General features: G+C 65.1%; 25 protein-coding genes. 15 read left to right on the top strand and 10 right to left on the bottom strand.

Going from position 1 to position 24,153, the window contains the following annotated elements; translation table 11 throughout:
* Positions 1-24 precede the first annotated feature (24 nt).
* The 14 genes from flhA to MIN45_RS08305 all read left to right on the top strand — a co-directional run bounded on the left by flhA (position 25) and on the right by MIN45_RS08305 (position 13,405).
* A complete protein-coding gene (gene flhA / locus MIN45_RS08240; RefSeq protein WP_286291498.1) occupies positions 25-2,121 on the top strand; it encodes a flagellar biosynthesis protein FlhA in 2,097 nt (698 codons plus the stop codon).
* A gap of 24 nt (positions 2,122-2,145) precedes the next feature.
* A complete protein-coding gene (gene flhF, locus MIN45_RS08245) occupies positions 2,146-3,507 on the top strand; it encodes a flagellar biosynthesis GTPase FlhF (RefSeq protein WP_286291499.1) in 1,362 nt (453 codons plus the stop codon).
* Positions 3,494-4,366: a MinD/ParA family protein gene (locus MIN45_RS08250; RefSeq protein ID WP_286291500.1), complete on the top strand. Its 873-nt coding sequence runs from the start codon at positions 3,494-3,496 to the stop codon at positions 4,364-4,366. Before flhF ends, MIN45_RS08250 begins: the two co-directional genes overlap by 14 nt.
* Positions 4,363-5,094, top strand: coding sequence for an RNA polymerase sigma factor FliA (locus tag MIN45_RS08255; protein WP_286291501.1), 732 nt, complete (start codon positions 4,363-4,365; stop codon positions 5,092-5,094). The genes MIN45_RS08250 and MIN45_RS08255 overlap by 4 nt, the downstream gene beginning before the upstream one ends.
* Positions 5,095-5,173: 79 nt before the next feature.
* Positions 5,174-5,548, top strand: coding sequence for a chemotaxis response regulator CheY (gene cheY / locus MIN45_RS08260; RefSeq protein WP_479691237.1), 375 nt, complete (start codon positions 5,174-5,176; stop codon positions 5,546-5,548).
* Positions 5,549-5,552: 4 nt separating this feature from the next.
* On the top strand, positions 5,553-6,311 hold the full coding sequence (locus MIN45_RS08265) for a protein phosphatase CheZ (RefSeq protein ID WP_286291502.1): 759 nt from the start codon (positions 5,553-5,555) through the stop codon (positions 6,309-6,311).
* A gap of 11 nt (positions 6,312-6,322) precedes the next feature.
* A complete protein-coding gene (locus MIN45_RS08270; RefSeq protein ID WP_286291503.1) occupies positions 6,323-8,401 on the top strand; it encodes a chemotaxis protein CheA in 2,079 nt (692 codons plus the stop codon).
* Entirely contained in the window at positions 8,391-9,443 is a 1,053-nt protein-coding gene (locus MIN45_RS08275) for a protein-glutamate methylesterase/protein-glutamine glutaminase (protein ID WP_286291504.1), read from the top strand. The genes MIN45_RS08270 and MIN45_RS08275 overlap by 11 nt, the downstream gene beginning before the upstream one ends.
* Positions 9,444-9,449: 6 nt before the next feature.
* Positions 9,450-10,190 (top strand): flagellar motor protein, encoded by a 741-nt coding sequence (locus MIN45_RS08280; RefSeq protein WP_286291505.1) that lies wholly within the window; start codon positions 9,450-9,452, stop codon positions 10,188-10,190.
* Entirely contained in the window at positions 10,187-10,993 is an 807-nt protein-coding gene (motD, locus tag MIN45_RS08285; RefSeq protein WP_286291506.1) for a flagellar motor protein MotD, read from the top strand. Before MIN45_RS08280 ends, motD begins: the two co-directional genes overlap by 4 nt.
* A 5-nt stretch (positions 10,994-10,998) precedes the next feature.
* Complete coding sequence (locus MIN45_RS08290) at positions 10,999-11,799, top strand: ParA family protein (RefSeq protein ID WP_286291507.1); 801 nt, start codon at positions 10,999-11,001, stop codon at positions 11,797-11,799.
* Positions 11,796-12,419 (top strand): hypothetical protein, encoded by a 624-nt coding sequence (locus MIN45_RS08295; RefSeq protein WP_286291508.1) that lies wholly within the window; start codon positions 11,796-11,798, stop codon positions 12,417-12,419. The genes MIN45_RS08290 and MIN45_RS08295 overlap by 4 nt, the downstream gene beginning before the upstream one ends.
* 18 nt (positions 12,420-12,437) lie before the next feature.
* On the top strand, positions 12,438-12,914 hold the full coding sequence (locus tag MIN45_RS08300; protein ID WP_286291509.1) for a chemotaxis protein CheW: 477 nt from the start codon (positions 12,438-12,440) through the stop codon (positions 12,912-12,914).
* 71 nt (positions 12,915-12,985) lie between these two features.
* A complete protein-coding gene (locus MIN45_RS08305; RefSeq protein WP_286291510.1) occupies positions 12,986-13,405 on the top strand; it encodes a DUF2802 domain-containing protein in 420 nt (139 codons plus the stop codon).
* An 8-nt stretch (positions 13,406-13,413) separates the two neighbouring features.
* On the opposite strand, the gene MIN45_RS08310 is transcribed toward MIN45_RS08305, so the two are convergent.
* From MIN45_RS08310 to prfB, 5 genes are all read right to left on the bottom strand, one after another.
* The gene (locus MIN45_RS08310; RefSeq protein ID WP_286291511.1) at positions 13,414-13,710 is read right to left on the bottom strand and encodes an EscU/YscU/HrcU family type III secretion system export apparatus switch protein; all 297 of its coding nucleotides are present in this window, start codon (positions 13,708-13,710) and stop codon (positions 13,414-13,416) included.
* Positions 13,707-15,110: a flagellar hook-length control protein FliK gene (fliK, locus tag MIN45_RS08315; RefSeq protein ID WP_286291512.1), complete on the bottom strand. Its 1,404-nt coding sequence runs from the start codon at positions 15,108-15,110 to the stop codon at positions 13,707-13,709. The genes MIN45_RS08310 and fliK overlap by 4 nt, the downstream gene beginning before the upstream one ends.
* Positions 15,111-15,112: 2 nt before the next feature.
* Positions 15,113-16,003 (bottom strand): HDOD domain-containing protein, encoded by an 891-nt coding sequence (locus MIN45_RS08320; RefSeq protein ID WP_286291513.1) that lies wholly within the window; start codon positions 16,001-16,003, stop codon positions 15,113-15,115.
* A 92-nt stretch (positions 16,004-16,095) separates the two neighbouring features.
* On the bottom strand, positions 16,096-17,619 hold the full coding sequence (gene lysS / locus MIN45_RS08325) for a lysine--tRNA ligase (RefSeq protein ID WP_286291514.1): 1,524 nt from the start codon (positions 17,617-17,619) through the stop codon (positions 16,096-16,098).
* 23 nt (positions 17,620-17,642) lie between these two features.
* A protein-coding gene (gene prfB / locus MIN45_RS08330; protein WP_286291515.1) for a peptide chain release factor 2 occupies positions 17,643-18,747 on the bottom strand; the annotation gives its coding sequence in 2 pieces (ribosomal slippage) (positions 17,643-18,665 and positions 18,667-18,747; 1,104 coding nt in all).
* Positions 18,748-18,840: 93 nt separating this feature from the next.
* Here prfB and MIN45_RS08335 point away from each other — a divergent pair.
* On the top strand, positions 18,841-19,695 hold the full coding sequence (locus MIN45_RS08335) for a CHAD domain-containing protein (protein ID WP_286291516.1): 855 nt from the start codon (positions 18,841-18,843) through the stop codon (positions 19,693-19,695).
* On the opposite strand, the gene MIN45_RS08340 is transcribed toward MIN45_RS08335, so the two are convergent.
* The 5 genes from MIN45_RS08340 to sufC form a co-directional block, all read right to left on the bottom strand.
* Positions 19,692-20,012 carry a non-heme iron oxygenase ferredoxin subunit gene (locus tag MIN45_RS08340; protein WP_286291517.1) on the bottom strand — a complete coding sequence of 107 codons (321 nt, stop codon included), beginning with the start codon at positions 20,010-20,012 and terminating at the stop codon, positions 19,692-19,694. The two genes, MIN45_RS08335 and MIN45_RS08340, sit on opposite strands and share 4 nt — an antisense overlap.
* Positions 20,013-20,168: 156 nt before the next feature.
* A complete protein-coding gene (sufU, locus tag MIN45_RS08345) occupies positions 20,169-20,621 on the bottom strand; it encodes a Fe-S cluster assembly sulfur transfer protein SufU (RefSeq protein ID WP_286291518.1) in 453 nt (150 codons plus the stop codon).
* Complete coding sequence (locus tag MIN45_RS08350) at positions 20,621-21,844, bottom strand: cysteine desulfurase (RefSeq protein ID WP_286291519.1); 1,224 nt, start codon at positions 21,842-21,844, stop codon at positions 20,621-20,623. The genes sufU and MIN45_RS08350 overlap by 1 nt, the downstream gene beginning before the upstream one ends.
* A complete protein-coding gene (gene sufD / locus MIN45_RS08355; RefSeq protein WP_286291520.1) occupies positions 21,841-23,202 on the bottom strand; it encodes a Fe-S cluster assembly protein SufD in 1,362 nt (453 codons plus the stop codon). Before sufD ends, MIN45_RS08350 begins: the two co-directional genes overlap by 4 nt.
* Positions 23,199-23,960 carry a Fe-S cluster assembly ATPase SufC gene (gene sufC, locus MIN45_RS08360; protein WP_286294149.1) on the bottom strand — a complete coding sequence of 254 codons (762 nt, stop codon included), beginning with the start codon at positions 23,958-23,960 and terminating at the stop codon, positions 23,199-23,201. Before sufC ends, sufD begins: the two co-directional genes overlap by 4 nt.
* Positions 23,961-24,153 lie beyond the last annotated feature (193 nt).

Genomic DNA, 24,153 nt, shown 5'->3' on the forward strand with positions numbered 1-24,153 from the left:
GATTGAGCCGGGGAGACCGACACGATGAATCTGACCGCGATCCTGTCCCGCCTGCGCCAGCTCGGCGGTGCCGGTCTGGGGGCGCCGCTGCTGGTGCTGCTGATCCTGATGCTGCTGGTGATACCCCTGCCGGCGTTCGTGCTGGATCTGTTCTTCACCTTCAACATCGCCCTGTCGCTCATCATCCTGCTGGTGGTGATCTACACCGCCAAGCCGCTGGAGTTCGCCGTGTTTCCGACGGTGTTGCTGGTGGCGACGCTGATGCGCCTGGGGCTCAACGTCGCCTCCACCCGGATCGTGCTGCTGGAGGGCCACGAAAGCCCCGACGCTGCCGGCAAGGTGATCGAGGCTTTCGGGGCCTTCGTCATCGGCGGCAACTTCGCCGTCGGTCTGGTGGTGTTCGCCATCCTGGTGATCATCAACTTCGTGGTGGTCACCAAGGGGGCCGGGCGGGTATCCGAGGTCAGCGCCCGTTTCACCCTGGACGCCATGCCCGGCAAGCAGATGGCCATCGACGCCGATCTCAACGCTGGCCTCATCGACGCCGACGAGGCCCGCGCCCGCCGCGAGGAGATCGCCCGCGAGGCGGACTTCTACGGTGCCATGGACGGGGCCAGCAAGTTCGTCCGCGGCGACGCCATCGCCGGCATCCTGATCCTCTTCATCAACGTCATCGGCGGGCTGGCCATCGGCATGGGGCAGCACGACATGCCCCTGGCGGAGGCCACCGAACGCTACGTGCTGCTGTCCATTGGTGACGGTCTGGTGGCCCAGATTCCCTCCCTGCTGCTGTCGGTGGCCTCGGCGATTCTGGTGACCCGGGTCGGCAGCGGCAGCGAGGACGTGGGGCAGCAGTTCAGCGCCCAGTTCCTCAATCATCCCCGGGCCCTGGCCATCAGCGCCGGGGTGATCCTGCTGCTCGGTCTGGTTCCCGGTATGCCGCACTTGCCGTTTCTACTGTTGGGGAGCCTGCTGGGCGGCAGCGCCTGGTGGCTGATGCGACGGGCCCGGCAGCCGGTGGTGGAGGAGGGGCCGGTGGCGGAAACGCCGGCGGCCGCTGGGGAGGCCGAAGTCAAGGAGCTGACCTGGGAAGACGTGATGCCGGTGGACCGCATCGGCCTCCAGGTGGGATACCGGCTGATCCCGCTGGTGGACAAACAGCAGGGAGGACAGCTCATGGGGCGGATCAAAGGGGTGCGCAAGAAACTGTCTCAGGAGCTGGGCTTCCTGATCCCGCCGGTGCACATCCGCGACAACCTGGATCTGCCGCCCAACGCCTATCGCCTGCAGATCCTCGGCGTCACGGTGGGCGAGGCCGAGATCCATCCCGACCGGGAAATGGCCATCAATCCGGGACAGGTGTTCGGTTCGGTTCAGGGTATCGAGGGCCAGGACCCGGCCTTCGGTCTCGATGCGGTGTGGATCGAGCCGGCCCAGAAGGACCACGCCCAGGCGCTCGGTTATACCGTGGTGGACCCGGAGACGGTGATCGCCACCCATCTGAGCCAGGTGCTGCAGGATCACGCCTACGAGCTGTTCGGCCACGAGGAGGCCCAGCAGTGGCTCGACAATCTGGCCAAGGTCGCCCCCAAGCTGGCCGAGAGCCTGGTGCCAGACACCATTCCGCTGACCCTGCTGGTGAAGGTGCTGCAGAACCTGCTCAAGGAAAAGATTCCCATCCGCGACATGATCACCATCGCCGAAACTTTGGCGGAATACGGGCGCACAAGTCAGGATCCCGACGCTTTGACCTCCGCGGTGCGCGCCGCCCTCGGCCGCGCCATCGTCCAGAAGATCAACGGTCTGGCCGAAGAACTGCCGGTCATCACCCTCGATCCAGAGTTGGAACAGTTGTTGCAAAAGACCTTGCAGAGTGCCGGTGCCGAAGGCGCCGGTGTGGAACCGGGACTGGCGCAACGGATTCACCAGTTGCTCGAGGAACAGGCAAGGAAGCTGGAGACGGCCGGCAAGCCGGCGGTGCTGTTGGTGTCCTCGATGCTGCGGTCGTGGCTGGCGCGTTTCGTGCGCCACACCATCCCTGGTCTCCACGTCCTGTCCTACAACGAGGTGCCTGAAGATCAGCAGGTCAAGGTGGTCGGTGTCGTCGGCCAGCAGGCCTGAGCCCAGCAAGAGGGAGAATGAAGGATGAAAATGAAACGCTTTCTGGCGCCGGACATCCGCCAGGCGCTGCAGCAGGTCAAGGAGGAACTGGGGCCGGACGCAGTGATCCTGTCCAACCGTAAGACCGACGAGGGCGTGGAGATCGTCGCTGCCCGTGATTTCGATCTGGAAACCGTCGATTCCGCCCCTGCAGCGCCCCAGCCCCAAGCTGAATCCCGACCCGAGCCCGGGCCGGAGACGGTCACGCCGAAACCGGCGTTCTCCGCCAAGGGGTATTCTGCGGTGGCGAAGATGAGTGGGGGGGGCGCTCCTGCGTCCAAGCCCAAGGCACGCGTCCGCAAGCCGGAATTCCCCCGGGTCCAGGTTGGCGGCGCCCGGCAGGCTCGGTCCCTGCAGGAGGAGCTGCGCCAGCGCCAGGGGGGCGCCAGGCCGACGGAACGTCCGCGTTCCCAGGAGGATGCCTTGGCTGTGGTGCGGCGGGAGCTGCAACAAATGCGTCGCCTGCTCGACCGTCACCTGTCCCGCGATGCCTGGCACGAAAGCCTGCGGGAACATCCCACCCGCCTGGATTTGCTGCGGATTCTGAACGAATCGGGTTTCTCTCGTTCCCTGGCGATGGATCTGGCCCAGCGGGGCGGTGGGGTGGCGGAACTCGAGGGCGCGCTCACCCTGGTACGGCGCCTGTTGGCGGAACAGCTGCCGGTGGTCGAGGATCCGCTGCTCGACTACGGCGGTATCGTCGCTCTGGTAGGCCCCACCGGGGTCGGCAAGACCACCACCATTGCCAAGCTGGCGGCCCGCTTCCGGCTCAAGCACGGTCCCCGCCAGATCGCCCTGGTGACCACCGACAACTACCGCATCGCCGCCCACGAGCAGCTCAGCACCTATGCCCGTATCCTCGGGGTGCCGGTGCGGGTGGCGGGCAATCCCGACGAACTTCAGGCCATCGTCCGCAGCTTCATGGACAAGAAGCTGGTGCTCGTCGACACCGCCGGCATGAGCCAGCGCGATCTGCGGTTGGCGGAGCAGTTCGCGCTGCTGCGCGACAGCCAGGTGGCCATCGAAACCTATCTGGTGCTGTCGGCCGGCAGCCAGCTTGCCAGTCTTTACGAGGCGCTGGAGGCTTTCGCCGAATTCCAGCCCAAGGCTTGCATCTTGACTAAACTTGATGAGGCGGGGGTGCTGGGCCCGGTGTTGTCGGCCCTGATCGAGCGCGGCCTGCCTGCCGCCTTCATCACCGACGGCCAGCAGGTGCCAGAGGATCTGCACCCTGCCCGCGGCGACGATCTGATCGCCCGGGCCTTCGAGGGGCTGACGGCGGATGACCGTGCCCCCACCGACGTGGATTTCGCCTTCGAGGATTGGATCGCCCATGCAAGCGTTTAATTCGGATCAGGCTGCCGGCATCCGCCGGCTGAGCGACACCCGCCCAGTACGCGTCTTCGCCGTCGCCAGCGGCAAGGGTGGCGTCGGCAAGACCAACATCGCTGTCAATCTAGGGGTGGCCTTGGCACGGCGGGGACGTCAGACTGCCCTGCTCGACGCCGATATGGGGCTGGCCAACGTGGACATTCTGCTCGGCCTACAGCCCCAGTACAACCTGTCCCACGTGATCGCCGGCCAGCGCAGCCTGGACGAGATTCTGGTGGAGGGGCCGGCGGGGCTCAAGATCGTGCCGGCGGCTTCCGGGATTCAGCAGATGGCGGAACTGTCCCCGATGGAGCAGGCCGGCCTGATCCGCGCCTTCAGCGAGCTGCAGGTGCCCCTGGAGGTGTTGATCGTCGATACCGCCGCCGGCATTTCCGGCACCGTGGTCAATTTCGCCCGTGCCTGTCAGGAAATCGTCGTGGTAGTCTGCGACGAGCCCACCTCGCTCACCGACGCCTATGCCTTCATCAAGCTGCTCAACCGCGATTACGGTCTCTACCACTTCCAGATTCTCTGCAACCAGGTGCGCAGCAACGGTCAGGGACGTCAACTGTTCGCCAAGCTGTGCCGGGTGACTGAACGCTATTTGGACGTTTCCTTGAGTTATTTCGGCGCCGTTCCCTACGACGACAAGGTGCGTCAGGCGGTGCAACTGCAGCGTCCGGTGGTCACCGCCTTCCCCGGCAGTCCGGCGGCCCAGGCGATCCTGGAACTGGCCCGCAAGGTCGAGCAGTGGCCGCTGCAGGAGGCCCCCTCCGGTCAGCTTGCCTTTTTCGTCGAGCGCATGATCCAGTATGCGGCGGAGGGTTGGGCATGAAAGGGGCGGCCGCCTACGCTCAGGTACAGGCGCTGGATTTCGACACCGTGGTGTCCCGCTACACGCCGCTGGTGCAGCGTATCGCCCATCATCTCAAGGGCCGTTTGCCGGCCAGCGTTCAGATCGACGATCTGATTCAGGCCGGCATGATCGGTCTGCTGGAGGCCAGCCGCCAGTACGATGCCAGCCAGGGCGCCAGTTTCGAAACCTATGCCGGCATCCGCATCCGCGGCGCCATGCTCGACGAGGTGCGCCGTTACGACTGGACTCCGCGTTCGGTCCACCGCAAGGCGCGGGAGATCTCCGAAGCCATGTACCGCATCGAGCGCCGTACCGGTCGCGACGCCCGCGATACCGAGGTGGCCGAAGAGCTTGGCATCTCCCTGGACGAATATCACAAGATTCTCCGGGACGCGGTCGGGTGTCGTCTGTTCAGCATCGAGGAATTGAGCGAAGCCGGCGATGCCTTCCTCGAGGACCATAGTCACGGTGACGCCGAACTGCCGGTGGAACAGCTGAGTCGGGAACGTTTCAAGGCGGCGTTGGCGGACGCCATCGCCAGTCTGCCGGAACGCGAGCGCCTGTCGATCTCGCTGTATTACGAAGAGGAGATGAACCTCAAGGAAATCGGCCAGGTGCTGGGTGTGAGCGAATCACGGGTGTGCCAGATCAACAGCCAGGCGTTGCTGCGGCTGCGGGCCCGGATGCGCGACTGGATCGGTGGCTGAACCGGAAAAACCGTCTATATTTAAGAACAACGATCGCAAGCGTTTAACGGATCAAAGGGGTTTGGCTTTGGACAAGAACATGAAAATCCTGGTGGTGGACGATTTTTCCACCATGCGCCGTATCATCAAGAACCTGTTGCGGGATCTGGGGTTCACCAACGTCGCCGAGGCCGACGACGGTCAGACCGCCCTGCCCAAGCTGCAGGCCGGGGATTTCGATCTGCTCATCACCGACTGGAACATGCCGGGCATGACCGGCATCGACCTGCTCCGGGCGGTGCGAGCCGACGAAAAGCTGGCCAACCTGCCGGTACTGATGGTGACCGCCGAGGCCCGCCGTGACCAGATCATCGCCGCCGCCCAGGCCGGGGTCAACGGTTACATCATCAAGCCGTTCACCGCCGCGACTCTGAAGGAAAAGCTGGAAAAAATCTTCGAGCGGCTGGAGGCCTGAGGCGATGGCGGAAGCAGTGGAAAAACTCGACGAATCCCTGGAGGCGCGGCTGACCCGCGCCAAGGCGTTGGTGGCCGCCCTGGAACAGGGAGACGAGGAAGAAGCGGACCGGGTGCTGGACGAGATCGGCCGGGTGCGCCAGAGCATGCTGTTCCAGGAGATAGGCCGCCTGACCCGGCAGCTCCACGACGCTCTCACCGGCTTCATGCTCGACGACAAGCTGGCCGAACTGACCGAGCGGGAGATGCCCGATGCCCGTGAGCGTCTCAAGTACGTCATCACCATGACCGAACAGGCAGCCAACACCACCCTCAACGTGGTGGAGCAGGTGCTGCCGATGGTGGACGATCTCAGCGCCAGGACGGCATCGCTGTCGCAGCGCTGGCGTCGCCTGCTGCAACGGGAGATGTCCTTCGAGGAATTCAAGGAATTCAGCCGTGACATCACCACGTTTCTCGACGAACTGGACGACGGTCTGAACCAGGTGCAGGGACAGCTCAACGAAGTGCTCATGGCCCAAAGCTTCCAGGATCTGACCGGCCAGATCATCCGCCGTGTCATCGATCTGGTGCAGGAAGTCGAGCACAGCCTGGTGGAGCTGATCCGCTTCGCCGCCAGACAGGGAAGCGGGCAACCGGTCAAAACCGGGAAGAAAGCGGACAAGACCGAAGCCCAGGGACCGGTGGTGCCGGAGGTGGACCAGGGCGAGGCGGTCAGCAGTCAGGACGACGTGGACGATTTGCTCTCCAGTCTGGGATTCTGAAGGAGGCGCCGATGTCGATCGATCTCAACGACGAAATCCTCCAGGACTTCCTGGTGGAGGCGAGCGAGATTCTCGAGCAGCTCGGCGAGCAGCTGGTGGATCTGGAGCAAAGCCCCGAGGACACCGATCTGCTCAATGCCATCTTCCGCGGTTTCCATACCGTCAAGGGCGGCGCCGGTTTCCTCGGCATCACCGCATTGGTGGAGGTGTGCCACAAGGCCGAGGACGTCTTCAACGTGCTGCGCCAGGGAGAGCGCAAGGTGTCGCCGCCGCTGATGGATGCGGTGCTCAAGGCGCTCGATGTCATCAACGACATGATGGTCCAGATCCGCGCCGGGGAGGAACCGGAGGCGGCCGACCCCCAGCTGCTGGAAACCTTGCTGCGCTTCACCAAACCGGAGTCGGAGGACGAAACGGCCGCACCGGAACCTGCCGCGCCAGCCGAACCCCACCCCCAGCCGGAGACGTCGGCCGCCGAAACCCAGGCTGCAGATCCGGTGGAGGCGGAATTCGAAGCCATGCTCGGAAGTGTGACGGAGACGGAGCGGACGGGTGGCGGCGATGAGATCACCGAGGAAGAGTTCGAGCGCCTGCTCGACGCCCTCCACGGTGAGGGGGGCGCCCCCGGCAAGCCGAAGAAGACTAAAGCCGCGCCTCAAAAGCCCGAGACGGCCGGTGACGATGACGAGATCACCGAAGAGGAGTTCGAAGCGATCCTGGATCAGCTGCACGGTCCGGGAAAATTCAAAGGGGCGCCGGAGAAGGCCGTCACTCCGGCGCAACCAGCCTCTGAACCTGTGATCCGGGAAAAACCCAAAACGCCGCCGACCACAGCGGAGAAACCTGCCCCGGTACCGGCCGGAAAGAAAGAACCGCGGTTGAAGGTGGTCGGTGGGGCGGATGCCCACAAGCCGCAAAAGCCCCAGGGCGAGTCCACCGTCCGGGTCGATACCCAGCGTCTCGACGAGATCATGAACATGGTCGGCGAGCTGGTGCTGGTGCGCAACCGCTTCAAGACCCTGGGGGCGCTGCTGGACAACGAGGAGATGGCCAAGGCGGTGGCCAACCTGGACGTGGTCACCTCGGACCTGCAGCTGGCGGTGATGAAGACCCGGATGCAGCCCATCAAAAAGGTCTTCGGCCGTTTCCCCCGGGTAGTGCGGGATCTGGCCCGCAGCCTCAAGAAGGAGGTCCGCCTGGAGATGCAGGGAGAGGAGACCGACCTGGACAAGAATCTGGTCGAATCCCTCGCCGACCCCCTGATCCACTTGGTGCGCAACGCTGTCGACCACGGCATCGAAATGCCCGACGAGCGCGAGAAGGCCGGCAAGCCCCGGGAGGGGACGGTGCTGCTGACTGCCGCTCAGGAGGGTGATCACATCGAGCTGACCATCGAGGACGACGGCAAGGGCATGGATCCCGAAGTGCTGCGGCGCAAAGCAGTGGAGAAGGGACTGATGGACGAGGAAAGCGCCGCCCGCATGAGCGACAAGGAATGTTTCCAGATCATCTTCATGCCCGGTTTTTCCACCAAGAGTGAGATCTCCGACATCTCCGGCCGCGGGGTGGGGATGGACGTGGTCAAGACCCGCATCGACCAGATGAACGGCAGTGTCGAGATCGATTCGGTCAAGGGCAAAGGCACCAAGATCACCATCAAAGTGCCGCTGACGTTGGCGATCATGCCCACGCTGATGGTGAAACTGGAGGACCAGGCCTTCGCCCTGCCGCTGGCCAGCGTGGTGGAGATCCTCGATCTCGATCTGGACAAGACCAACGTGGTGGACGGTCAGGAGGTGGTCATCGTCCGCGATCAGGCCCTGCCGCTGTTCTATCTCAAGAACTGGCTCATCCGTGGGGTCCGCAGCGACGGCAACCGTTACGAGGGCCATGTGGTGGTGGTCAACGTCGGCGGCCGCCATGTGGGCTTCGTAGTCGATCACCTCATCGGCCAGGAAGAGGTGGTCATCAAGGCTCTGGGTGCCAAGCTCCACGGTCTTGACGGTCTGGCCGGGGCGACCATCACCGGTGACGGCATGATCGCCCTGATTCTGGACGTCCCCAGTCTGATGAAACGTTATGCGGCCTGAGCCCGCCCCCGGAAATGGCATCCGTACTTCCAGCACTCCGATCCGGGTGCTGGTGGTGGACGATTCGGCCTTCATGCGTCGGCGTCTGACCGAGATTCTGGAAGAGGATTCCCATTTGTGCGTGGCCGACGTGGCCGCCAACGGCGCCGAGGCGGTGCGCAAGGTCGGGCGTACCCGGCCGGACGTGGTGCTCATGGACGTGGAGATGCCGGTCATGGACGGCATCGAGGCGGTCCGGCGGATCATGCGCCAGCATCCGGTCCCGATCCTGATGTTCTCCGCCCTGACTCACGCTGGTGCCAAGGCGACCCTCGACGCTCTGGAAGCCGGGGCGGTGGATTTTCTGCCCAAACGGCTGGAGGACATCCACAACGACCAGAGCGCCGCCAAGCTGATCCTGCGGCAGCGTATCCGGACCGTGGTCCGCCGGCGTCCGAGACGGAGAGCCGCTCCGCAGCTGCAAGGCGAGGCTCCGGTGGTGCTCGGCCGTCCCGGACTGGTGGTGATCGCCGCCTCCACCGGCGGTCCTGTGGCGCTGCAGAAGATTCTGGCCGCCTTGCCGCAGCGCACGCCGTTCCCGCTGCTGCTGGTGCAGCACATGCCGGCGAATTTCACCCCCAGTTTCGCCGAGCGCCTCGACCAGATGGCCCGGATTCAGGTGCGGGAGGCGGCCGACGGTGACCGGTTGCGCTCCGGCACCGCCCTGCTGGCGCCCGGCGGCATGCAGATGACCCTGGGCAGCGGTGGCCGTATCCACTTGCGCGAGCCGGCGGAAGGGGAGATCTACCGGCCCAGCGCCGATGTCACCTTCGCGTCCGTGGCCGAGCATTTCCGCGGTCAGGTGCTGGCGGTGGTGCTGACCGGCATGGGTTCCGACGGTTGCGCCGGTGCCCGGTGCCTGAAGTCTCAGGGGGCGAAGGTTTGGGCCCAGGACGAGGACAGCTGTGTGGTCTACGGCATGCCCCGGGCGGTGGCCGAGGCCGGTCTGGCGGACCGGGTGCTGCCGTTGAACCGGATCGTGGCGGCCTTCGGAGGCGGGTGAGCGGCGATGGATCCCCTCAGCCTCGTCGGTCTGTTCATCGGTCTGGCGGCCATTGTCGGCGGCAATCTGCTCGAGGGGGGCAACCTGGCTTTCCTGGTCAACGGGCCGGCGCTACTGATTGTCCTGGGGGGCAGTCTGGGGGCGGTGCTGTTGCAGACGCCGCCGGCCCAGTTCTTGCGCAGCCTGAAGATGCTGCCCTGGATCGTGATTCCCCCGAAGATCGATCTGGAGACCCTGATCCGCAAGGCGGTGCGTTGGAGCCAGTTGGCGCGCAAGGAAGGGTTGCTGGGGTTGGAGAACGAAATCGACCGGGAACCGGATACCTTCGTGCGCAAGGGGCTGCAGCTGCTGGTCGATGGCAACGAAACCGAAATCATCCGTGATGCCCTGGAGCTGGAGATGAACATTCGCGAACGCCGCTATCACGCCGCTGCCAGGACCTTCGAGGCGTTGGGGGGATATGCCCCGACTCTGGGGATCCTGGGGGCGGTGCTGGGACTGATCCAGGTGATGCAGAATCTGACCGATCCGGAAAAGCTCGGCAGCGGGATCGCCATCGCTTTCGTCGCCACCATCTACGGGGTGGGACTGGCCAATCTCGTGTTTCTCCCCATCGCCAACAAACTGAAGGCCCTGCTCCATCATCAGAGCATGGCCCAGGAGCTGATGCTGGAGGGCCTCCTCGCCATCGCCGAGGGGGAAAATCCCCACAACGTCGAGCTCAAACTGCGGGGATTCTTGGTATGAGGGGTCACAATCGTCGTCTAGCCGCTCCGGAACCGGAAAACCATGAACGCTGGCTGGTCTCCTATGCGGATTTCATCACCCTGCTGTTCGCTTTTTTCGTGGTGATGTACGCCATCTCCAACATCAATGCCGGCAAGTACCGGGTGATGGCCGAATCCCTGGAGAAGGCCTTCAAGGAAAAGAAGGAATCCCCGGCAGTTGCGGTCAAGGCGAGCGATCCGATCCAGATCGGTGAGACGCCACGCTCTCCGGCGCCTATTCAGGTGGACATGGGGTTGGCCGGGGAGCGGGTGCGCCTGGCGCGGATCTCCGAGCAACTGGAAGAGGTGCTGGCGCCTTACATCGATCAGGATCTGATCGCGGTGGAGCGCAATCCTTATTGGGTCGCGGTGGAGATGAAAAGCGGCATGCTGTTTCCCAGCGGCAGCGCCGAACTGAACACGGCGGCGGATCCGGTGATCGCCAAGCTGGCGGAGGTGGTGCGGCAGATGCCGTCGAATCCGGTTTACGTCGAGGGTCATACCGACAACGTGCCGATCCACAACCGGCGTTTCCCTTCCAACTGGGAGCTGTCGGCAGCCCGGGCCGCCAGTGTCGTCCGCCGCCTGATCCGTTACGGTGTGGCGCCCCGCAGGCTGGCCGCGGTGGGCTACGGGGCCGAGCACCCGGTGGCGGACAACGACACTGCCGCGGGCCGCTATCGCAATCGCCGCGTGGTAATGGTGCTGCAGTCCAAGACGCTGGCCCGTTATCCGGTGACGGGTGGCGAAAGGCAGCGCCTGCTGGTGCGGCCGCAGGGGTGAGCGACATGCGGGTTTGGGCGGTATCCAACCAGAAGGGCGGCGTCGGCAAGACCACCACCGTCGCCAATCTAGCCGGTCTTCTGGCCCGGCGCGGAGAACGGGTGCTGGTGATCGACCTCGATCCCCACAGCTCCTTGAGCGCCTATTTCGGTTTCGATCCGGAGCAAGTGGAAAGCGGCGTTTACGACCTGTTCCGCGCGGTCATGCAACGCCAGCCCCTTGCCCCGCAGCGCCATATCCAGCCGACCTCGGTGGACAGTCTCGACATCCTGCCCGCCGCCATGGCGCTGGCGACCATCGAGCGCCAGGCCGGTGCGGTGGAAGGGCTGGGACGGGTGATTCAGCGCGCTCTGGGGGAAATCGCGCCGGATTACGATCGGGTGCTGATCGACAGCCCGCCGATGCTCGGGGTGTTGATGGTCAACGCCTTGGCTGCCTGCGAGCGCCTGTTGATTCCGGTCGTCGCCGACTTTCTCTCCCTGCGGGGGCTGGAACGGATGCTGCGCACCCTGGCGATGATCGGCCGTTCGCGCCGCCAGCCGTTGCCCTATCTCATCGTGCCCACCCTCTACGACCGCCGGCCCCGGATTTCCGCCGACACCCTCAGGGTGCTGGAGGAGCGTTACGGCGAGCGCCTCTGGCCCAGCGTCATCCCCCAGGACACCAAGGTGCGCGAAGCCAGCCGTGCCCATCTGCCGCTGTGTCACTATCATCCCAGATCCCGGGCGGCACTCGCCTACGAAACCCTGCTGGATTATCTGCTCGAGCAGGAAGGCCATCCAATCACCCAAGCGGTATCGGCATGACGGATTCCCTGACCTCCCCCGACACGGAACTGCACGCCTATCTGGAAGCGCTGTTGACCTCGCCGCCGGAACCGGCGGAGCGCTCCCCGGCGCTGGAGCCGGGGTGCCGTCCGCCTTCTGAAGAAAAGCCGGTTTCGGCCGGTCCAGAGGCACCCTCCCGCCCGCCGCTGCCGCCGGGCTGTCCGGAGTGGTTGGGGATGCGTTTTCCGATCCTGCGCTTCAGACTGGGAAATCTTCGTTTCGCCGCCCCGGTCGCCCATCTCCGCGGTGCCTGGGAGCTCGATGCCGACGCACTGCAGCCGTTGTCCGGCCCGGGACTGCTGGGTGAGGTGGAACAGCTGGGCGAAGACTGGATCGTGCTGGACACCGCCTCCCTCATCGTTTCGGGCGGCAGGCTGGAGGTGGATTACCGCTGGGCTTTGCCCACCGCACTGGGGACGTTCGCACTCGCTTGCGAGGCGGTGGAGCAGGAAATCGAATGCTCGGCGGACCAGGTCCGCTGGCGCGAGAATCGCAGTCGCCGTCCCTGGCTGTTGGGCATGGTGGGAGGAACGGAGAAATGTCCTTTGCTCGATATCGAAACCCTGGTGGCCGACTGGCAGGCCCGGTCGCAGAAATAATGTCTTGGAGGAATGCAAATGGCGGAAGCAGCGAAAAAACTGAACGATGAACTGATCCAGTGGGTGACCTTCCGGCTCGGCGAGGAAACCTACGGTATCAACGTGATGCAGGTGCAGGAAGTGCTCCGGGTCAGCGAGATCGCACCAGTTCCCGGCGCGCCGGACTACGTCATCGGCATCATCAACCTGCGCGGCAACGTGGTCACCGTCATCGATACCCGGGCGCGCTTCGGTCTGCCGTCGAAGGAGCCGGACGATCTGTCACGGATCGTCATCATCGAATCCAACGAGCAGGTGATCGGCATTCTGGTGGACAGCGTCGCCGAGGTGGTCGAGTTGCGCAGCGACGAGATCGATGTGGCGCCCAACATGGGCAACGAGGAGAGCGCCCGCTACATTCAGGGGGTGACCAGTCGGGACGGCGAGTTGCTGATTCTGGTGGACCTCAACAAGCTGCTGACCGACGAGGAAATGGCCGAAGTCGGGGGGTTGTGATCGTCCCGGCTTGATGGGGAACGGAGGGCGCGCGACAATGACGACTTCGTCGTTCGCGCCCACGTTTGCCGATGTCCGAATTGTCACCGCCGCTTGTCGTTGTGATCGCCGTGCTGGCGGCGGTCGTCCTGGTGGAAGCCGGGTTCGTGATCTGGCTCTGGCGGCGGCAGCGGCAGCTGGAGCGGCGCCTGCAGGCATGGGTGGCGGGACAGCGGCGTCAGGGCCAGGATATCGCCGGCCTGTGTGCCGCCGGCCTGCAGATCGATACCCGTCTGGCCCGTCTGGAGCAGGGTCTGGCCGAAACCCGTGAGTGGTTGCAGACACGTCCGCCAACGGAGACCGGCGGGGCCGCTTCCTATCAGACCGCGATCGAGTTGATCCGGGAAGGCGCCGGTGTCGAGGCGTTGGTGAGCGAGTGCGGTTTCACCCGCGAGGAAGCCAATTTGCTGATCCGCCTGCACCGCGACGAAACCGGCGCCGGTTTTTCCTGACGCCCGCTTCAGTCCGTCTCCGGGCCTGATTTGCCACTGAGCCAATAGGCGAAGGCGATCACTTCGGCGACGGCCACGTATAGCTCCCGGGGAATCTCCTCGCCCAGCGGCACCCGCGACAGGACCTTGGCCAGCTGTGGATCGTGGTGCAGCGGCACCTGGTGGTCTTCCGCGGTAGCGATGATGCGCCCGGCAGTTTCCCCGTGGCCTTTGGCGACGATGCGGGGAGCCGAAGTGCCGTCGTACTTGAGCGCCACGGCCAGATCCGGGGGGTTGACGGTTGTGGCGTCGGGTTTGCGGCTCATGCTTCCTCGTTCAGCAACGGTTCTGTGGCAGGCGGTTCCGGTTCCGGGGCCGGCAGCGGCCGTTCCGTCACCTGCAGCCGGGCCGGAGTCAACCCCGCCAGGGACAGGCGTCGTTCCAGTCGTTCCAGATGCCGTGCGAACAGGCGCTGGGTGTCCGGCCGCTCCCCCCAGAAATAACTGCTGATCTGCTTTCCGCTCAGGACGATGCGGGCCCGGATCGTGCCCAGGGACGCCGGCTGCAGTTCCAGGTCCACCGACCACAACGGCCGGGGGGCTTCCGCATCGGCGCCGTTTCTTTCCTGTTCCCTTTTGATGACCAGGGTCAGTACCTCCAGACGCTGGTCGTCGTGGTAGGGGATTTCCAGATGCCAGACGGTTTCAGGACGGTCCGGGTGCGGCAGGGAAGCCAGCTGATCGACGGTGATCCGGGCCAGCGCCGCGGTGACTTTCCGGCTCAGGGAATCGAGCAGGGTTTCCAGCGTCCGGGCGGCGGCTTCCTCCCCTTGTGGCGGCGCCTCGGGCGGAACGGAAGCAGCCGCCGGCTGCCGGCCCGGTGGTTCGTCGGGGACAGACGGAGAGGATACCGACGTGGCCGCCAGCGGGGGAGATGGCATGGCCATGTGGGTGGGAAGCGGAAGTTGCGGTTCCCCGGGAGACGGTAACGGCAGGGAAGGGGGGCGTGCCGGTGCCGGGGGTTCCATCCGCAACGGTGTTGATGCCGGGCGTTGGGGCGATGGCGTCGGATGATTGGTATTCCCAGCGTCTTCCTGCGCAGAAAGGACACGGGTGGCGGCGGTACGCGGCGGGAGGGCCGGGCGCTCACGGAGGGTGTCCGCCAGTTGTCGGAGCTGGCGTTTCAGATCCGGTTTCAGCTGGGAAGCGTCGGCTTCCTCCGTCGCGGTATCGGCGAACAGCCCGCTGCGGCGGATGGCCTGGCGCAGGCGGTCGGGGGAAACCAGCTCGGCTTGCCGTGGCAGTGCCTGCCGCAATTGTTCGAGCTGACGGCGCACCGGTTCGGGTATCCAGGGGTCGTCAGCCAGTTGCAGCAGGGGCGGCAGGCTCTGGGCCAGCGGTCGTTGCTGCGGCAGGACATTGCGCAGCAGTTGGGCGGGGGCGTCGCCGCCGGAAGGCGGTGGCAGCGCCCGCAGCTGGGGTTGCTGGCCGCCCTGGACGACTTCCAGTTGGACCTGTTTGCCGGCGGGCAGGGGAATCTGAGTGTCGGCGATCACCCGGCTGCCGAGCATCTCCAGCATCACCTGGTTGGGACCGGTCTGGGCCAGCACCCGGGCCTGGATGCGCTGTCCCGGCTGCAATGCCTGCAACGGGAGAACCGGTTGGGAGGGGGCGCTGGCGCGCCCGAGCACCGGAATCAGGGTTTGCAGGGCCCGGCGGATTTCCATGTTCAGAAGGCCAGCATCTTCTGAATCTGCCAGATTTCCTCCCGCGCGGTTTCCAGCACGTTCATGCTGGTGTCGGCGTCCAGCCGTCCGGCGAGCAGTTTGCGGTAGGCGGGCACGGTGTCGATCCGGGGGAGCTGGCGGATCTGGGGGGAACCGATGAAACTGTGCAGCTGCGACACCAGGACGATGTCGAGATAGTCCGGTTCCGGCCCTTCGTCGTGGAACCAGTCCTCGGCCTTACGGGCGATGACGGCGAAGTCCTCGGGGAAATCCCAGCGCTGCATGATGGCGGCCCCCACCGGTCCCCGGAGCCTGGCGATAGTGTGCTCCAGTTCCGCGGGATCGCTGAGCAGGTCCATGTGGGCATCGGCAAAGGTGAGCACCGGCACTGCGCCGATGTCGTGGATCAGACCGATGAGCATGGCGCGGTCCGGATCGAAGCCGGGGGTCTTGTGGGCCAGCACGGCGCAGATGGCGGCTACGTAGCTGCTGTGCCGCCAGAGGGCGTTCATGCGTTTCCGGATCCGGTGGGATTTGGCCTGGAACACCGCCTTGAGCGCCAGGGTGGTGATGATGTGCTGTGCCGCTTTGAGGCCCAGGCGGGTGAGGGCCTGGGGACAGCTTTCGATGCGGCGTCGCCCCCGGTACAGGGGACTGTTGGCGATCTGGATCAGGCGGGCGGTGATGACCGGGTCCATCTGCACCACCCTGGCGATTTTGGTGTTGCTGGCCTTGGGATCGTTGATGGCGCGGCGGATCTTGAGGGAAATGTCGGGAATGGTGGGGAGGGAGAGCTTGTTTTCCTTCAGCGCCCGACAGCACTGCTGGAAGAAGGGGCCGGGGGATTCCGGCGCCTCGGAAGGATCGGTTTCGCTCTGGGAGGGTGCGGGCATCAGCGGGTGTTTTTGTCGGCTTCGTCTTCAAGTCTAGCCGTTTTCCCGACAAACGGCAGGGCGGTGGTGCGGGAAACCACCGCCCTGGCGGCTCACTCCGCTGGGGCGGCGTTTTCCGTCTTGTCCCGCCGCGGGCGCAGGTGGGGGAACAGCAGCACGTCGCGGATCGACGGTGAATCGGTCAGCAGCATCACCAGCCGGTCGATGCCAATGCCTTCACCGGCGGTCGGCGGCATGCCGTGTTCCAGGGCGATGATGTAGTCCTCGTCGAAGTGCATCGCCTCCTCGTCGCCGGCATCCTTGGCCTCCACCTGTTTGCGGAAACGTTCGGCCTGGTCCTCGGGGTCGTTGAGTTCGGTGAAGCCGTTGGCGATCTCGCGCCCGGCGATGAACAGCTCGAAGCGGTCGGTGACCTCTGGATTTCTGTCGTTGCGCCGCGCCAGGGGAGAGACTTCCACCGGGTATTCGGTGATGAAGGTGGGGTCGAGCAACTTGGGTTCGACGCTCTTTTCGAAGATCTCGGTCTGCACCTTGCCCAGCCCCCAGCTGGGCAGCACCGGAATCTCCAGTCTTTCCGCCACCCGGCGGGCGCTTTCCAGGTTGTCCACGTCCTCGGCCGCCAGCCCGGGATTGAACTTCAGCAGCGACTCGAACAGGGTGTAGCGCTGGAACGGCCGGCCGAAGTCGTACTCGCGATCCTGATAGGTGATCGTGGCGCTGCCGAGAATCGATTCGGCCAGCTCCCGCAGCAGGGTTTCGGTCAGGTCCATCAGCTCCGGGTATTCGGCGTAGGCCTGGTAGAACTCCAGCATGGTGAATTCCGGATTGTGCTGGGTCGATAGACCCTCGTTGCGGAAGTTGCGGTTGATCTCGAAGACCCGCTCGAAGCCGCCCACCACCAGGCGCTTGAGATACAGCTCCGGGGCGATGCGCAGGTACAGCTGCATGTCGAGGGCGTTGTGGTAGGTGATGAAGGGGCGGGCGGCGGCGCCGCCGGGGATCACCTGCATCATCGGGGTTTCGACCTCGAGGAAGTCGCGGTCGATGAGGAACTGGCGGATGCGCTGCACCACCTGGGAGCGGATGACGAAGGTGCGGCGGCTGACCTCGTTCATGATCAGGTCGAGGTAGCGCTGGCGGTAGCGGGCCTCGCGGTCGGTGAGACCGTGATACTTCTCCGGCAGGGGGCGCAGGCACTTGGCCAGCAGGCGGATTTCGTCCACCTTCACCGACAGCTCGCCGGTCTTGGTCTTGAACAGGACGCCTTCGGCGCCGAGGATGTCGCCCACGTCCCATTTCTTGAATTCCTGATACAGACCGTCGGGCAAATTGTCGCGGGTGACGAACAGCTGAATGCGCCCGGAATAGTCCTGGATGTGGCAGAAGCTGGCCTTGCCCATGATCCGCCGGCTCATCATCCGCCCGGCGACCCGCACCCGCAGCGGGCTCTGCTCGAAGAACTCGGCCGGTTTGTCGTCGTAGCGGGCATGAAGCTCGGCGGCGACGCTGTCGCGGCGGAAGTCGGTGGGGTAGGAGAAACCGGCCTCGCGCAGGGCCGCAAGCTTGGCCCGGCGCTGGGCGATGAGGTCTTGTTCGGTGTTGGGTTTCGTGTTCATTGCGGTTGGGGTGGGTTGGAAGATTACAGTCCCTGTTTCAGGCTGGCCTCGATGAAGGGATCGAGATCGCCGTCGAGCACCGCCTGGGTGTTGCCCACCTCGACGCCGGTGCGCAGATCCTTGATCCGCGACTGGTCGAGGACGTAGGAGCGGATCTGGCTGCCCCAGCCGATGTCGGACTTGGAGGCTTCCAGCTGCTCCTGTTCGGCGCGGCGTTTCTGCATCTCCAGCTCGTAGAGCTTGGCCTTGAGCTGCTTCATCGCCGTGGCCTTGTTCTTGTGCTGGGAGCGGTCATTCTGGCACTGGACCACGATGCCGGTGGGCAGGTGGGTGATGCGCACCGCCGACTCGGTACGGTTGACGTGCTGGCCACCGGCGCCGGAGGCACGATAGACGTCGATGCGCAGATCCGCCGGATTGATCTCGATGTCGATGTCGTCCTCCACCTCGGGGGAGACGAACACCGCCGCGAACGAGGTGTGACGGCGGTTGCCGGAGTCGAACGGAGACTTGCGCACCAGCCGGTGGACGCCGGTTTCGGTCCGCAGCCAGCCGTAGGCGTAGGGGCCCTCCACCTTGAGGGTGGCGCTTTTGATGCCCGCCACTTCCCCGGGCGACAGCTCGATGATCTCGGTCTTGAAGCCCTTGTTCTCGGCCCAGCGCAGGTACATGCGCAGCAGCATGTCGGCCCAGTCCTGGGCCTCGGTGCCGCCGGAGCCGGCCTGGATGTCGAGGAAGGCGTTGCTGGCGTCCATCTCGCCGGCGAACATGCGGCGAAACTCCAGATCGGCCACCGCCTTCTCGAAGTTTTCCAGATCGGCGGCGATGCTGGCGATGGTGTCCTCGTCGCCTTCCTCCTGGGCCATCTCCAGCAGCTCGGCGGCATCGGCCAGACTCTGGGAGAGGTTGTCCAAAGTCTGGACCGTCTCCTCCAGTTGGGCCCGTTCCCTGCCCAGCGCCTGGGCGCGGTCCGGGTCGTTCCAGACCGCCGGATCTTCCAGTTCGCGGAGAATTTCTTCTAGGCGTTCTTTCTTGTTATCGTAGTCAAAGATACCCCCTCAGAGCCTCGACGCGGCCCTGGAGGTCTTCAATTTTTCGGCTCAACTGATTGAGTTCCAATGCTTCCATCGTGTCCTCGCGTTGGATAGAAATCAAATAATTCTACCTTAATTGACGTCTGCCGCCGCGTTAAGTTTACCGTCGTCAGACCGGGAGGATGGCATGACACTGGAAACCGCATTCCGGAATTATCTGGCCCGACAGCTTCGGGTGCTGGAGGTGGAGGAGGCCGGGATCGTTCAGGATGCCGATCCGGAGCCGCTGCACCGTTTCCGGGTCGCCCTGCGCCGCAGCCGCGCCGTGCTCGGGGAGATGCAAGCGGAGCTGGCGCCGGAACTTGCCGGACTGCGCCGGCAGATGGTCGCCGTCATGCGCCGGACCAACGCCCGCCGCGATGCCGACGTCTTCCTGGCGCTGCTGCCGGCGTGGCGCGGGCAGGCGCCGGACTGGCTCGCCGACGGCATCGAGGGCCTGGAACGGCCGCTGAGACGGCAGCGCGAGGAAGCCCACCGGGAGGTGCTCGCGCTGCTCGGGAGCGAGGAATACCGGAAGCTGAAGGCCGACTGGCATGCCTGGCTGACGGCGCCGGCAGGGGCGTGGCTGGCGGCGGAGCAGACCGAACCGCAGGCAAAGCTTCTGCAACGCCACATCGCAAGGCGGCGCAGGAAGGTGACAAAGCGGCTGCGGGCGCTGGCGCGCGATGCGGCGCCGGAAGCGGTGCACCGCCTGCGGATCGCGGTGAAGAAACTGCGCTACCTGCTGGAGTTCGCCGCCGCCAGCGGGGAAAGCGCAGGCGCGAGGAAGCGAATCGCCCGCCTCAAGCAATTGCAGGATCGGCTCGGCGCCCATCACGACGCGGCGGTCCAGTCCGCCTGGCTGAGGCGGATGCTGGTCGAAACCCCGCGTCTGTCCCGCCCCACCGCCGCCGTCATCGGCTGGCTGTCGGCGGAGCGCTGGCGGTGTCAGGCGCGGGCGCTGCGCAAACTGTCCCGGCTGTCCGACCGTTGGGACGACTAGTCCCAGCGGTCGTCGCGCACTTGGATCATCCCGTCCTTCACCCGCACCGGGAACACGTGCAAATCTTCGTAGGCCGGGGGGCTGAGGACCTCGCCGGTCTTGATGCAGAAGCGGGCGCCGTGGCGGGGACAGACGATCACGTCCCCTTCCACCTCGCCGCTGGCGATTTCCGCCCCGTCGTGGGTGCAGACGTCCTCGATGGCGTAGAACCCGCCGTCGAGATTGAACACCGCCACCTCGGTGCCGGCGACCTCGACGACCACGTGCTGGCCCGCCTTCAGGTCCTCGACCTTACAAACATCGATCCAGTCGGACATGGGTTGAATCCATCGTGCAGTTGTGAGTTCAGGCGTCGCAGGGGACGGGTGGAAGGGCGTACCCGGCCTGGACGGCCGGGTTTCGAGCCCCTAGGGAAGGGTTTACGGCGTTCCTGGAACCCGTTCCCTGCGGCGATCCTTAAAGCTGGTGTTTGTCTATTCGGTGCTTACCGCTTCCTGCTCCCCCTTGATCGCCGCCTCCAGCGAATGCCAGGGCAGGGTGGCGCACTTGATCCGGGACGGATACTGGCGCACCCCGGCCAGCACCGCCAGCTTGCCCAGTTCCTCCCGTTTCAGGTCGTCGTCCTGACCGGTGACGATCTTGTGGAAGGCCTCGAACAGTTTTTCCGCCTCCGCCAGCGTCTTGCCTTTGACGATTTCGGTCATCAGCGAGGCCGAGGCGGTGGAGATGGCGCAGCCCTGGCCCTGGAAGCTGACGTCGGCGATGCGGTCGCCGTCGAGCTTCAGGTACAGGGTGATGCGGTCGCCGCAGAGGGGGTTGTGGCCCTCGATGACTCGGTCGGCGTCCTCCATGGGGCGGAAATTGCGGGGATTGCGGTTGTGGTCGAAGACCACCTCCTGGTAAAGATCTCTGAGATCGTCGAGCATCAGCCGAACACCTTGATGATTTCCTTCAATGCGTAGATGAGCAGATCCACCTCCTCGCGGGTGTTGTACATCCCGAAGGAGGCGCGGGCGGTGGCGGGTACCTGAAAGAAGTCCATCACCGGCATGGCGCAATGGTGGCCGGCCCGGACCGCGATGCCGTAATGGTCGAGGAAGGTGCCCAGGTCGTGGGGATGGACCCGGTCCACCACGAAGGACAGGATCGCCCCCTTGTGCCGGGCGGTGCCGATCAGGCGCAGGCCCGGAACTTCGGCGGCGCGCTCGGTGGCGTATCGAATGAGGTCGTGCTCGTGGGCGGCGATGGCCTTGAGGCCGATTCCCTGCACGTACTCGATGGCCGCCGCCAGGCCTACCGCCTCGGCGATGGCCGGGGTGCCGGCTTCGAACTTGTAGGGCAGGTCGGCGTATTCGGTCTTCTCGAAGGTGACGGTGCGGATCATTTCCCCGCCCCCCTGCCACGGCGGCATCGCCTCGAGCAGCCCGCGCCGGCCGTAGAAGGCGCCGATGCCGGTGGGGCCGTAAACCTTGTGGCCGGAGAAAGCGTAGAAGTCGCAGCCGAGCGCCTGCACGTCCACCGCCAGATGGGGGGCCGCCTGGGCGCCGTCCACCAGCACTTTGGCCCCGTGGGCGTGGGCCATGGCGGTCAGCCGTTTGACCGGATTGATGGTGCCGAGGGCGTTGGACATGTGGGTCACCGCCACCAGCCGGGTGCGGTCCGTCAGCAGCCGTTCGAATGCTTCCAGCAGCAGTTCGCCATGGGCGTCGATGGGGGCCACCTTCAGCACCGCCCCGGTCTGCTGGCACACCAGCTGCCAGGGAACGATGTTGGAGTGGTGCTCCATGGCGGTGATGAGGATTTCGTCGCCTTCCCTGAGGTTGGACCGCCCCCAGCTCTGGGCCACCAGATTGATGGCCTCGGTGGTGCCGCGGACGAAGACGATTTCCTCCACCGCCTCGGCGTTCAGGAACTGCCGCACGGTCTCGCGGGCGGCTTCGTATCTGGCGGTGGCGCGCTCGCCCAGGGTGTGGACGCTGCGGTGGATGTTGGCAAAATCGCGGCGGTAGAAATCCGCCAGGGTGTCGATGACGGCATTGGGCTTCTGGGCGCTGGCGGCGTTGTCCAGATACACCAGGGGCTTGCCGCGCACCTGCTGCCCCAGAATGGGGAAATCGGCCCGGATGCGGTCGATGGGGTAGGCGGTCATGTGTCCTCGTCCCGTTCGATGGCGTCGTTTCTATCCGCTCCCGCTGCGGAATCCGCGGGAGAATGGGAAAGGTCGTCGATTTCGATGCGATTGAAGCGATCGTCCAGTTGCCGGTGCAGATAAGCCCGCAGCGGGGCGATCCCGACCTGTTCGATCAGTTCGTTGACGAAGCCGTAGAGCAGCAGCTGGCGCGCGGCCGCCTGATCGATGCCGCGGGTTTCCAGGTAGAACAGGGCGTCGGGGTCAAGCTGGCCGACGGTGACGCCGTGGGCGCACTTGACGTCGTCGGCGTAGATTTCCAGCTGCGGTTTGGTGTCGATCTCGGCGTCGTCCGACAGCAGCAGGTTGCGGTTGTTCATCGCCGCATCGGTGCGCTGGGCCCCGGGCTCGACGACGATGCGGCCCTGGAACACGCTGCGGCCGCGCTGCTCGGCGATGGCCTTGTAGGCTTCGCGGCTGACGCCGTCCGGACGGGCGTGGACCAGCCGGGTGTGGCTGTCCAGATGACGGCGGCCGTCGGCCCAGTGGAGGCCGTCGAAGCGAGTTTCGCAGCCCCGCCCCAGGCGGGCGTGGATGTCGCTGCGGGCCAAAAGGGCGCCGAGGGCGAAATGGATCTGGCGGCAGCGGGCGCCATCGGCCTGATCGACGTAGAAGCCGCCGAAGTGGAAGGCGCGGTCGTGTTCCTCCTGAATCTTGACGTGATCCAGCGTAGCGTTTTCCGCCAGCACCGCTTCGGTGACGTGGGCGGTCAGACCGGCTTCGACGGCGGCGTAGGACTCGATCACCGTCGCCCTGGCGCCCGCTTCCAGGCGGATCAGATGGCGGGTGGGGGCGGCGGCGGGCTGGGTCTGGATGTGGAGGATCTGGACCGGGTGTTCCAGTTCGACGCCGCTTTCCAGCCACAGCAGCATCCCGCCGTGGAACAGGGCGGTATTGTAGGCGATGAAACCGTGGTCCTCGTCCACCGCCTGGCCGAGAATCCGGCTCACCTGATCGGGATGGCGGCGCAGAGCGGCGTCCAGATCGCACAGGATCACGTCGCCGGCCAGGGCCGGATGGGACAGGTCGCGGTGGAAATGACCGTCGATGAAGACCAGGTGCCAGCAGTCGGCCAAGAGGCGCTGCTGGACCCAGGCCACGTCCACGTGGCCGGATTCGGCGGCGACGGGAAAGCGTTTGCGCTCGATCGGGGGGGCGTTGGTGTAGCGCCATTCCTCCTCGCGGGGAGAGGGAAAACCACAGGCAACGAAACGTTCCAGGGCCTTGCGGCGTAGGCCGGCGAGCCAGGCCGGGGCGTTCTCGGCCAGAACGTCGGTGCGCCGGCGCAGCGGTTCGATCACTTCGGCAGGGAGCGTCATCGGGCCTGGGCCTCCAGGTGGGCTTCGATCCAGCCGTAGCCTTTGGCTTCCAAGTCCTTGGCCAATTCCGGGCCGCCGGATTTGACGATGCGGCCGCCGGCGAACACGTGGACCACGTCCGGCACCACGTAGTCGAGCAGGCGCTGGTAGTGGGTCACCATCAAAAAACCGCGTTGCGGGCCGCGCAGGGCGTTGATGCCCTTGGCGACCACCTTGAGGGCGTCGATGTCCAGCCCCGAGTCGATCTCGTCGAGGATGCACAGGGTCGGTTCCAGCACCAGCATCTGCAGGATTTCGTTGCGTTTCTTCTCGCCGCCGGAGAAGCCCTCGTTGATGGCGCGATAGAGGAACTGCTCGTCCATTTCCATCAGTTTCATCTTGTCCTTGACCAGGGCGATGAAGTCCATGGCGTCCACTTCCGGCTCGCCCCGATACTTGCGGATGGCGTTGAGGGCGGCTTTGAGGAAATAGATGTTGCTGACCCCGGGGATTTCCACCGGATACTGGAAGGCCAGAAACACCCCTGCGCGGGCGCGTTCCTCCGGCTTGAGCGCCAAAAGGTCCTGGCCCTGGTACCAGACTTTCCCTTCGGTGACCTCGTAGCCTTCGCGCCCGGCCAGCACGTTGGCCAGGGTGCTCTTGCCGGAGCCGTTGGGCCCCATGATGGCGTGGACTTGGCCGTAGTCGAGGGTCAGATCGATACCTTTGAGGATGGGTTTGTCCTCCACCCTGGCGTGGAGGTTTTCGATTTTGAGCAGGGGTTCGGTCATGACGGTTGGTCTATCCTCAAGTCTTTGCAGATTTTTCGTGCCAGAAGATCTTTGATTTCGCTGTGCCTGGGGACAGCAGTCAAATCGCCTGTTGCGAGATTCCTGTTGCGAGATTGCGCAAAATGGAGTGCCGCGATCCTTTGCGCGCCAGTTCACAGCCTTGGCGCAGCAAATGTCGGAT

The sequence above is a fragment of the Methylomarinovum tepidoasis genome (genome assembly GCF_030294985.1).
In the GTDB taxonomy this organism is placed as follows: Bacteria; Pseudomonadota; Gammaproteobacteria; order Methylococcales; family Methylothermaceae; genus Methylohalobius; species Methylohalobius tepidoasis.

Coding starts and splice junctions, on each gene's coding strand:
- flhA (WP_286291498.1), top strand. CDS start 25: ATGAATCTGACCGCGATCCTGTCCCGCCTGCGCCAGCTCGGCGGTGCC.
- flhF (WP_286291499.1), top strand. CDS start 2,146: ATGAAAATGAAACGCTTTCTGGCGCCGGACATCCGCCAGGCGCTGCAG.
- MIN45_RS08250 (WP_286291500.1), top strand. CDS start 3,494: ATGCAAGCGTTTAATTCGGATCAGGCTGCCGGCATCCGCCGGCTGAGC.
- MIN45_RS08255 (WP_286291501.1), top strand. CDS start 4,363: ATGAAAGGGGCGGCCGCCTACGCTCAGGTACAGGCGCTGGATTTCGAC.
- cheY (WP_479691237.1), top strand. CDS start 5,174: ATGAAAATCCTGGTGGTGGACGATTTTTCCACCATGCGCCGTATCATC.
- MIN45_RS08265 (WP_286291502.1), top strand. CDS start 5,553: ATGGCGGAAGCAGTGGAAAAACTCGACGAATCCCTGGAGGCGCGGCTG.
- MIN45_RS08270 (WP_286291503.1), top strand. CDS start 6,323: ATGTCGATCGATCTCAACGACGAAATCCTCCAGGACTTCCTGGTGGAG.
- MIN45_RS08275 (WP_286291504.1), top strand. CDS start 8,391: ATGCGGCCTGAGCCCGCCCCCGGAAATGGCATCCGTACTTCCAGCACT.
- MIN45_RS08280 (WP_286291505.1), top strand. CDS start 9,450: ATGGATCCCCTCAGCCTCGTCGGTCTGTTCATCGGTCTGGCGGCCATT.
- motD (WP_286291506.1), top strand. CDS start 10,187: ATGAGGGGTCACAATCGTCGTCTAGCCGCTCCGGAACCGGAAAACCAT.
- MIN45_RS08290 (WP_286291507.1), top strand. CDS start 10,999: ATGCGGGTTTGGGCGGTATCCAACCAGAAGGGCGGCGTCGGCAAGACC.
- MIN45_RS08295 (WP_286291508.1), top strand. CDS start 11,796: ATGACGGATTCCCTGACCTCCCCCGACACGGAACTGCACGCCTATCTG.
- MIN45_RS08300 (WP_286291509.1), top strand. CDS start 12,438: ATGGCGGAAGCAGCGAAAAAACTGAACGATGAACTGATCCAGTGGGTG.
- MIN45_RS08305 (WP_286291510.1), top strand. CDS start 12,986: ATGTCCGAATTGTCACCGCCGCTTGTCGTTGTGATCGCCGTGCTGGCG.
- MIN45_RS08310 (WP_286291511.1), bottom strand. CDS start 13,710: ATGAGCCGCAAACCCGACGCCACAACCGTCAACCCCCCGGATCTGGCC.
- fliK (WP_286291512.1), bottom strand. CDS start 15,110: ATGGAAATCCGCCGGGCCCTGCAAACCCTGATTCCGGTGCTCGGGCGC.
- MIN45_RS08320 (WP_286291513.1), bottom strand. CDS start 16,003: ATGCCCGCACCCTCCCAGAGCGAAACCGATCCTTCCGAGGCGCCGGAA.
- lysS (WP_286291514.1), bottom strand. CDS start 17,619: ATGAACACGAAACCCAACACCGAACAAGACCTCATCGCCCAGCGCCGG.
- MIN45_RS08335 (WP_286291516.1), top strand. CDS start 18,841: ATGACACTGGAAACCGCATTCCGGAATTATCTGGCCCGACAGCTTCGG.
- MIN45_RS08340 (WP_286291517.1), bottom strand. CDS start 20,012: ATGTCCGACTGGATCGATGTTTGTAAGGTCGAGGACCTGAAGGCGGGC.
- sufU (WP_286291518.1), bottom strand. CDS start 20,621: ATGCTCGACGATCTCAGAGATCTTTACCAGGAGGTGGTCTTCGACCAC.
- MIN45_RS08350 (WP_286291519.1), bottom strand. CDS start 21,844: ATGACCGCCTACCCCATCGACCGCATCCGGGCCGATTTCCCCATTCTG.
- sufD (WP_286291520.1), bottom strand. CDS start 23,202: ATGACGCTCCCTGCCGAAGTGATCGAACCGCTGCGCCGGCGCACCGAC.